Source organism: Rhizobium sullae, assembly GCF_900169785.1.
GTDB classification, from domain to species: domain Bacteria; phylum Pseudomonadota; class Alphaproteobacteria; order Rhizobiales; family Rhizobiaceae; genus Rhizobium; species Rhizobium sullae.
The window spans coordinates 18,091-27,918 of the sequence record NZ_FWER01000067.1; the positions used below are offsets into that span (position 1 = coordinate 18,091).

The following is a 9,828-nucleotide window of genomic DNA, read 5'->3' on the forward strand; positions in this document are numbered from 1 at the left end:
CTCGCGCGCAACGACCAGTGTCTTGATTTCAGAGACGAAGTTCGCTTCCGGCGCTTTCCGCTGGATGTGCATCCCTCGCGTGCCGCATAAAGCCAAGGAGATCACGCCCCATGTCCTTTCGCATCGATATCGACGGCAAGAGCCGCTACGACGCAAGCAGCGGTCGCGCCGCCGCCGTTTCCGAGGAGCAGCGCCGGTTCTTCATCGAGCAGATCAACCAGGCCGTGCGCGAGCGCACCGAGCAAGGTGGGCCGAAGACGATCGATCCTGGAACCGAGAAAGTGATTGTCGTCGAGAAGGGCGACAGTCTGTCGGAGATCGCCAAGGAGAACCATGTCAGCCTCGACGACCTCATGGCCGCCAACCGCATCAAGCTGACGGCGGACACGGCGGCGATCGACCCCAATGACGTGGTGATCGTGCCGCTCGCCTCGCCCGAGCTCGTCGCGCAAGGTCCCGTGGACGGCAAAGGCGTGCCCAAGGGCGAGGCCGCCTTCATCGATGATCTCTATGGCCGCGGCAACAAGCTCGCCTATGCCGACGACCCTTCGAAAATCGACTATGCCGCCGAAGGCAGGGACATGCAGCGCGACGCCGGAGCCTATCTCGACAACCTGCCGAAGGCGGAACGACAGGCCGCAGCCCTCAGGCTGATCAACAGCGACTGGCTGGATGCAGGCCCCGCCGGCAACGCCGTCAAGGCGGCGATCGAGGAACGCGGCCTGAAGACGGACGAGGAATCGGTAATGGCGGACGGGATCTATGATCGCGGCAACCGGATCCAGTATTCCGACGACCCGAAAATCGACTATCAGGCGGAGACCGGCGAGATCGCCAAGGACCTCAAGACTTATGTCGAAAAGCTGCCGGAGAAAGAGCGCTCCGAGACGCTGCAGCGCCTTTACGACCGCGACTGGACCGATGCGGCACCCGCCCGGATGGCGATCGAAGACACCGCGAAAGCGCTGAATGTCAACCTGCGCCCCTCGACGCATGCCGGCGTCGACGCCGAAGCCAGGGCACGCACAATCATCGACACTGCAAACGCCGCCGGCGGGCCGGACGAAGCGTTCCGCAAACTCTCTTCAGCCTACGGCTCGGCCGCGCCGGAGGTCCAGCAGGTTCTCGCGCGCTCCGACGACGCGAAGGCCCTGATCGACAAAGCCGCGGACTGGGCATCGAAGCCCCTCGCAGACTACCAGCCTGGGAAGGGAATGAGCGATCAGGGCGATGCCGCAACGACGATGGCTAATCTCGAGCAGCTGACCGTCGGCGCCGATCCGCGGCTGGCCGTCGAGCTGGTCTCTTCCGCCATGCCAACCATCGAGGCGGCGAACACCAGGAAGCAGGAAAAGATCGGCGGCGACTTGATCGGAATGAACGGCCAGGCGGACATGATGACGATCATCGACCGCATCAGCGGCAGTCCGGGCGCCGATGCAATCGTCGAGCGCTTTGCCGAGATCGGCGGCTATCACCCGAACTCCATACCGATGGCGATCGGCAACGGCTCCCGCCTCGACTACCCGATTGCCATCGCGGCCAAGAGTGCGGCGGCCTCGCCCGATTTCGTCGTCCGGAACATCATTCCAAACGTGAAGCAATATGCCGCCAGTAGGGTCAACCAGGATGTCCTTGCCTATTCGGCGCATATGCAGGAGCTGCAGTGGTTGGTTTCCAACCACGGAAGGACCATGACACCCGAGCAACTCGCCAAGGCGATCGAGGACTACAAGACGGAAAAAGGCCCGGGTTGGGCCAAAACAGAAAAGCGCCTGGAGGACAACATCGCAGCAAGCGGCGAAAAACTGCTGCAGCAATTGACGGCACTCGGCAATCTGCCGCCGGAACTCGCCTCGCAGCAGCAAGCCGTCAACGATGAGATCGGCAAGATCTTGTCGGACGAAAAGACCGCGATGGCGGTCGAAATCGCAATGAAGAAGAACCCGGCGCTGCTCGACAGTCCGGCCGCGCTGAACCTGCTGGGCGCTCAAGCTCGCCTGACCGACCGGGGCAGGAAGCTCGCCGAGGAGGCAACGACCCAGATCATCCGTCACAAGGTCCTGCCGGCCTTCACCGACCTGCAATCCGGCGATCCGGCGGCGCTTGGCAAAGCCAGGAACAGTCTTGAGGCGCTGAAGCAGGGTAAGCTCTCGCAGATGCTCGGCATTCCCAAGGCCGACATGGACGGGGCGATCGATGCGGTCGCCAAGTCCCTGCCCGAGCCGGGCGAGACGGTCGAGCAATCCCGCGCAAAGATGGCCACCCTCAACGACGACCTGAACGACCTCAAGAGTTCGAGCGGCGTCAGGTCTTTTGCGAACACGACCGGCCCTGGCCAGATGCTGCGGCTGATCGGCATTGCGGCCACGGGAGCGAGCGTCGCAAACTCGGCGACTGTGGCGCAGAACAACCCCACTTTCAGAAACGATCTGAAAGTGGTGATCGATGCGGTCGGGCTCGGCCAGCGAACGGTGGAGATTTTAGGCGGAATGGACCGTCTCAACGCCGACTCCGCCGCCGTCAAGCATTTCGGCAGCAGCAGCAGGCCGGCCGTCAAGTTTCTCGGGGCGCTGAGCGGCGGGTTCGATGCGTGGGTGGCCTTCGACTACTTCAAGGCCGGCGACCCGCTCATGGGCAGCCTTTCGGCCGCAGCAGCCGGCGGAACCATCATGGCGGCTCTCGGCACCGGCACGATGTTCGGTCCGGCCGGTCTCGTCATCGTCGGCGCCGCGGTGATTTCCCAGATGATCGTTGCCGATACGCGCGATTCGAACAAATACATGACGGATACCTCAAAGCGCTTCCTCGCCCATTCCGAGCTCGACGAAACCACCGCCGGCGCGCTCGTCGACCAGAGCGGCGACGGCCACAGCCCGGTGCCGATCCTCGCCAGATACGCGGAACTGAAGGGCTATCGTCTCGATCAGCCGGCCGATCGCCAACGTTTTATCGACTGGCTGAACAGCATTCCGAAGGAAGGGCTGGAGAAGTTGCGCGACAATCTGCACCATACGCTCGACGAGTTCGGCGGCGATCCGGCGAAATTGCCGGCGACCACCGGCTCAGACGGAAGCTACACGGACGCGCAGCGATTGAATGAGCGCTATATCAGCGGGCAGGTCTATATACCGAGCCTGGCCGACAAGATCAGAAACGGCGATGCCGCTCCTTCCTCGGCAAAGCAGATCGACGTGGTCCTCGTCGAATTGGGAATTGGAATTCCCGTGGCCTGATGCGCCGTTCCTTTAAGATCAAGGGGCGCCGCCAGGTTGACGGCGCCACTTGAGGAATATGGTGGTCACTGACGCATTTGCTGCGCCAGCATTACGTCGGACAGCGTCGCCGGCGTCTCCGTCCGCCGATGCTTGCTGACCCAGTTCCATCCGCCCCAAAGCGCCAGCGCGACGAAGGGGATCGAGGCGACGGTATAGGTCCCGTTCGGATAGTCGAGCGCCATCAGCACCACGACCCCGCAAAGGAAGGCGAGCGTCAGCCACGAGGTGACCGGGGCGCCGGGCATCTTGAACGTCACGTCCTCGACCTCGCCGCGGGCAACGGCCCGGCGGAAGGCCATCTGGCAAACGATAATGAAACCCCAGGTGCTCAGGATCCCGAGCGAGGCGACATTGAGGACGATCTCGAATACATGAGAGGGCACGAGATAGTTGAGCAGGACGCCGAAGACATAGATGGCCAAGGTCACCAGTATGCCCACATGCGGCACCGCCTGCGCATTCATCCTTGCAAGGGACGCCGGCGCGGAACCGCCTTGCGCCAGCGAGCGCAGCACGCGGCCGGTGGAATAGAGGCCGGAGTTCAGGCTCGACAGGGCTGCAGTCAGCACGACGATGTTCATCACCGTGCCGATGCCGGGTATGCCGAGTGCGCCGAAGAATGTCACGAACGGGCTCTCTCCTGCCTTGTAGGCCGTCCAGGGCAGCAGGCAGACGAGAAGCACGACCGAGCCGACATAGAACAGAGCGATGCGCCAGATCACACTGTTGATGGCACGCGGCAAGATGGTCTTCGCGTCTGAACACTCACCGGCTGCCGTACCAACCAGTTCGACGCCGGCAAAAGCGAAGACGACACCCTGCACGAGCACGAGCGCAGGAAGCAGGCCGTTCGGGAAGAGGCCGCCGTTCTCGCTGATCAGATGCAGACCGGTGGCACTGCCGGCGACCTCCATGCCGGTTCCAAGGAAAAACGTGCCAACGGCAAGGAAGAGCAAGATCGCCGACACCTTGATGAGGGCGAACCAGAACTCCATCTCGGCAAACCACTTGACCCCGACAAGGTTCATCGAGCCGACGATCAGCAGCGCGCCGAGCGCCGAGACCCATTGCGGCAGGCCGGCGAAGACATCCCAATAGTGCATATAGAGAGCAACGGCAGTGATATCGACGATGCCGGTCATTGCCCAATTGAGAAAATACATCCAACCGGCCACGAAGGAGGCCTTCTCGCCGAGGAACTCACGGGCATAGGAGACGAAACTGCCGCTGCTCGGCCGGTGCAGTACCAGTTCGCCAAGCGCGCGCAGGATGAGAAAGGAAAAGGCGCCGCAAACGAGATAGACGATCGCCAGAGATGGACCTGCGGCCTGCAGACGGGCGCCGGCGCCTAGAAACAGCCCCGTACCGATCGCCCCGCCAATCGCGATCATCTGCACCTGGCGATTGCCGAGTGCCTTGTGATAATCGGCCTCATGAGACTCCAGCCACCTTCTTTTGTCGAAGATGGCGGTTGCATCGTCCGGTCGCGACTTTTCCATGACAGTCATCAGAACTCTTTCCTCCTTCTTGGCAATTTGCCGGTCGCGTGCTGGGCGCCGCTTCCTCCGCGACAGGCACGCCGATCCCAAGGCGCACTGCTCTATCCTCAGCCGTGCGTGGGTTGTCCCTGGTTTTGTCTCTGATTTTCCGGTTCGGGCGGCAGCGAGGTTCGGTCAATCGACGCTGAACCCCGCCTTTGTGCTTCCGCAGGTAGCGCCCATCCGCGCGAGTACGGTGGGCGCAGCAGGGCCGGCTCCTTTATGGGCGCCTAAAGATAACCCTTTCGTCTGAGCCACGCCTTCAGTCCCTCGGTGCTGCGCGGCTCTACGTACGAGGCAAAGGCATTTTCATGCATCAGCGTCCCGTCCGAGGGTTGGTACCATAATGGATCGTCGCTCGGCAGCATCGCATCCTCCGCGGAAATCTTCTTCTGCGGCATCCACCACTGGTTGCCGTCCCAATACATTGTCGTCACGGAATCCTCGTAGCGCTTGCGCTCAGCGTTGTATGTCACCGTCGGGTAGTCCGACAGATCCGCCTTTGCTGGATCGACCGGAAGCTTCAGGTATTTCAGATCGTCCTGCGTACCCGGCAGCTTACCCTTGCTATCAGCCGTCATGTCGCGAATAGTTTCGGACAACTCAATCGCCTGCTCCGGCGTCAGGCGATTGAAGAGCTGGCCAAGACGGGCCCGCGTATATCCCTCGGCGCCGTAGGTCCCGCTCAGAACAGCGTCGGCGCTGCGGGTCCCCTTGTCTCCGCCCATCAAATGTTCATCACCGGGGAAGACCGTCTGCAGGATGCCCATGACCCCTTCGTCGAGAAGATCATTGTGTTCCGCCAGGGCCTCGGCGACCTTGCGATCCTTCACGCCGAACATCACCTGGATCGCGTCTGCATCCGCCTTGTCATAGGTATGGGAGGCATTATAGGCGCTCCGGCCCTGGACAATGCCGGCGCCGGCGAGCTGCAGCACCGCCGCGACGCCGGAAAACTTTAGCGGACCGAGCCGCTTCATGAGCCGCACGAGTCCGTTGTTCGCCGCCTTCGCTTCAAGTGCACCCGCTCCACCAGCGGCCGCAAACATGGCATCACTCACGGTTGCAATGCCGTAGCCTGTCGCCTTGACGCCGTCGGCCTTGTCTCCGACGATCCAGCCTGTGCCCTGCATGATGGCGTTGCTGAGATCCGCTCCGACATAGAGCGCGTCGATGCCTGTGCCGCGAAGGAAATGCCCCGAATTCAACGCGCCGCTCCAGACCTTCTTCTGGCCTGAGGAGAGACCGCTGCTATTGACGCGCTCCTTGATCGCGTCGATCCTTGCTTCTGCCGTCGTCGGGACGTCGGGGCCTTTGCCAAGGATTATCTCGCGGGCGTTCGGCATCAGTGCCGTCTTTGCCGCCGTCATCATCATCATGGTGTGCGGCACGTAATAGACCATGTCGTCGCCGGTCGTGCCCAGCGCGTCGAGGTTACGCCCGAACAGGATCGCGCTGCCTCCTCCGGAAACCCTGGTGATCGCATTGGTACCGACATTGAGCCTCTCCATTTGCTGGATTTGGGCCCGTTCGCTGCCGGTCGCCTGGACCCGACCCGCCACGATATCCTTGAGGCGGCCCTCGCCGATCTTGTCCACCACGTCCTTCACGTACTTCTTGAGGTCGGGATTCTTGTCGTCCCCCTTCCCCTCGATATACTTCGTGACGGCGTCCTGCTCCGCCCTGCTCAAGCCGGCTCCACCGTTCGTGAAAGCGGCTTGGATGCGGTTTTCCGCAAGCGCCGTATGGATATCGCCGACACGGCCCTTGAGGCTTTCGGTTACGGCGAAGGTCGCAAGCGCGCGCGCTGAGCGCTCCACCCAGATCGTGCCGGTAGCGGCAGGATCGGCGCCCTTTTCCACGTTCGCGTAGGGATCCGGCGCCTCGTTCTTGGGCATGTCGGGCAGGCCCTTCATCGCCTCGCTGATCGATTTCGACTTCGTCATCATGATGCCGGTGCCGAACAGTGACGGTATCGGCGCATCCGTATTGAGGCCGTCGACCTTGTTGAGCGGCGTCTCGTAGATCTTGAGGGCGAGATCGATGCTTTCCTGCTGCTCCCAGAGCTGCTGCCGGACCTCGCCTTCCTTCACCAGATCCTTGGATTTCTGCTTGTTCTCCGGGCTGAGGTTGTCGATCGCCTCCATGTCGCGGGCGAGCTGCGTGGCGCCCGAAACTGGGTCATCGGGCTTTGCGCCATTCCAGCCGGACAGGCCGTGATAAAGCTCGTTGTAGAGCGTCGTTATCTTCTCGTCTTGCGCCTTCGAGACATTGCCGAAATTCTCGATGCTGTGGCGGACCGCCCACTGCGCGTCGGAGTTCTGCTCCAGATAGTCGTTGTAGCCGAGCTGCCCCTTGGCCTCCAACTCGTCGCTCTTCGCAACTCCGAGCTCTGCCGTGCGGGCCGCGATCGCAGTCAGCAGCGCCGTGCCGCCGCCTTTGGCGTCCTCGCTGCTCAAAATGCTGAATATCCGCTGATGCGAAAGCACGTTGATGTAGCTGCCGGGCAGATCGGTGTTCATCTTGTCGACGAGGCGATTGGCAATATGGTCGACGATCTCCTTGCCAGCGCCGGCTTTCTTGCCGTCGCCATAAAGAATATTCTGCGAGGCAACAGCGAGATCCTGCAAAGCCTTGATCTTCGCCGGGGTGTCGCCGTCGGTCCCGGAAGCGGCGAGGCCGTCGATCGACTGGTCGATCATCTTGCGGACGCGAGGGTCCGATGCGATCAGCGAGCCGCTCGATTGATCGAGCAGCTTCTTTATATCTCCTGCCGCCTTGCCGGAGGTATCGAAACTCGGAAGCGCATGGGCGAGGTCGGTCTTCTCGCTGAGCGTGGCGAGGAATTTCTCGGCACCCTCGACGCCCCCCTTTCCATAGGCGCTTTCGAGATCACGGACGTGGCGATCGACACGCACCTCCTGAAGCGCGTCCTTGATCCCCGCCTTCAGAGCGGCACCGTATTTCTCCGGATCTCCGGCGGTGTAGCCCGCATAGATCGAGGCGCGGTTCGTGAGCGCAGTGATCTGTGCGCCCTCCTCGCTACCGGCGGCGAGGGCAACATCAACGAGTTGATGCTTTGTCTCCTTGGCGACCGCGTCATAGTCCTTCTTGTCGCCGAGGCTGGCGATGCGTCCGAGCTGATCGTCGGTCTTGCCGTCGGCCTTCCACTCCTTCTCCTTCATGTCGCGCACCTGATTGAGCGCCTCCATAAAGATCGGGTCGTCCGGTGCCCGCTCGGCGATGGGGCGGATGAGATCGCTCACCTCGCTCACGTCGAGCTTCTTGTCTTTCTTGTCCGTGCCGAACTTCGGCGTTCCGAGGCTTTTTGAGGCCAGATCGACCTCCTCGGCGATCGCGACCACGAGATCGTCCTTCGCCTTGTCTCGATCGGTCTCGCTCTTGGCCTTGTCGTTGGCCGTGCCGAGTGCCGTTCGCTGCTTTTCGAGCAGATCCAGCCGTTCCGGGCTCAGGACGAAAACATCGTCTCCCTGCTCCAGCGCCTTGTCTGCCTCTTTGCTCGCCGACGGCCGGTTACCGAAAGCCTTTGGGTCGAGCTCGGGCGTCGCCGCCGTTTGCTCGTTCAGCGCCTTGTTATCCTTCGGGTCGATGCCCGCCTCCTCGTAGATGCGGAATGGCCAAAGCCCCGGCTCCACCTGGCGCTCGACGATGCCGGACGGACCGCCATTCCACGGCAGTGCGGGTGGAAGCTCGTTCTTTTTGCCGTTCTTTGGCGTCTGATCGATCATCGAGTCGAACGGCTTCGACGAGTCAGGACGTACGAAACGGTTGCGTGCGAAGAAATTGATCAAAGACATCAGCTGTTCCCTGCTCCGTTTTTTGAAACTCGGATCGGCAAGAGTGCCGCAGAATGCAGATCAAAGGGCGGCGGTGCCGCCCTTTGAGAACGTCAGGATCTTGGGGGTGGGCACCCTAGTGGATGCCGTATGCAATGCGCGCATGGTCGCCGATAGATGTGTTCATGCCCTTGTCATCGATGGCTCTGTCGTTTGACGCTTCCGATGACCATGAATGCTGCGGCAGCGCGGCGAATATCTCCCGCCAAGCCTTTACCTGTTGCGGCGAGACGTCGATTTCGCGGATGTTGTCGGCGTTCTTCAGCCGAAACCCTTTGCCGACGACCTCCAAAGTGAACGCCATGATTACCTCCCCTGCGTGCGTCGATCGTGGTGGAGTTATGCCTACTGAAAGGCGTTTCGTTGACTCGGCTCACTACTTAAGACGTTCTCCATACGATACGTTTGCAAAGATGAAAAGAGACTACAATATCTATTAGTGATTGCAAATATATAGAAAAATGAGCAAATATTACCCCATATAGTGGCATAATAGGCGCCATGGTTCCCTCACTTTCCACCTTCAGCCGAGTTTTGCGACACTCCCGCGCGCGATGCATTCCAAGGGGTTCCGTTTCGCCCGTTAGCGGTTTCTGGCTGCAATCTTTAGGAGAGTAATAAGGTCGGGGGGCGCACATTTTTGGAGCTCTGTTCAAAGGAATGACGAGGGCCGCGGAATCGGCTCGTGACTGCTGCTTCAAACTGCGTAGATCCAATTGCCTGTTGAGGGGGCTCACTTCTCCCATGTAGTTGGAACGGCTTTGCTATAGCAATGTCGGCTGGAGCAGTTCTGCCATGGGGTCGCGCCAATCGGAGAGCGTGAATTTTCAGCGAAGGCCGCTGATCATGCCGCACGAGATCACCCAGTCGATGCGAAAGGACGAACAGATTGTTATCGTCCAAGGCCACAGCCCGATCCGCTGCGGGCGAGCGATCTATTTTCGGCGCAAGGACATGAACGAAGCGGCCAAGGCCAACCGCTTCGTCAAAACAAGTCTCTGACCGGTGGCGCTATCGACGAACGATCAAGGTCTATATTTCCATGCCTTTCAATTCTGACTGCCAGGTTCCGAGTAGCCGCGAACTGCGCGCGGGTGCCAAGCCTCTACTTGTAAGCCACCGCTGCACTTGCAGGTCCCGCCAACGGAATAATCT

At 61.0% G+C, this 9,828-nt stretch carries 4 protein-coding genes and 1 pseudogene; 2 read left to right on the forward strand and 3 right to left on the reverse strand.

Annotated features, from left to right (window positions below):
• The first annotated feature begins 110 nt into the window (after positions 1-110).
• Entirely contained in the window at positions 111-3,236 is a 3,126-nt protein-coding gene (locus BN1800_RS34665; protein WP_087004696.1) for a LysM peptidoglycan-binding domain-containing protein, read from the forward strand.
• A gap of 65 nt (positions 3,237-3,301) precedes the next feature.
• Here BN1800_RS34665 and ansP read toward each other — a convergent pair whose 3' ends face one another.
• The 3 genes from ansP to BN1800_RS34680 all read right to left on the reverse strand — a co-directional run bounded on the left by ansP (position 3,302) and on the right by BN1800_RS34680 (position 8,977).
• A complete protein-coding gene (gene ansP / locus BN1800_RS34670) occupies positions 3,302-4,786 on the reverse strand; it encodes an L-asparagine permease (protein ID WP_087004698.1) in 1,485 nt (494 codons plus the stop codon).
• A 260-nt stretch (positions 4,787-5,046) separates the two neighbouring features.
• Positions 5,047-8,634, reverse strand: coding sequence for a hypothetical protein (locus tag BN1800_RS34675; RefSeq protein ID WP_087004701.1), 3,588 nt, complete (start codon positions 8,632-8,634; stop codon positions 5,047-5,049).
• A 115-nt stretch (positions 8,635-8,749) separates the two neighbouring features.
• Positions 8,750-8,977 (reverse strand): hypothetical protein, encoded by a 228-nt coding sequence (locus tag BN1800_RS34680; protein WP_027514000.1) that lies wholly within the window; start codon positions 8,975-8,977, stop codon positions 8,750-8,752.
• 467 nt (positions 8,978-9,444) lie between these two features.
• Here BN1800_RS34680 and BN1800_RS34685 point away from each other — a divergent pair.
• Positions 9,445-9,675, forward strand: a pseudogene (locus BN1800_RS34685) (type IV secretory system conjugative DNA transfer family protein); the annotation flags it as partial.
• Positions 9,676-9,828: the final 153 nt, after the last annotated feature.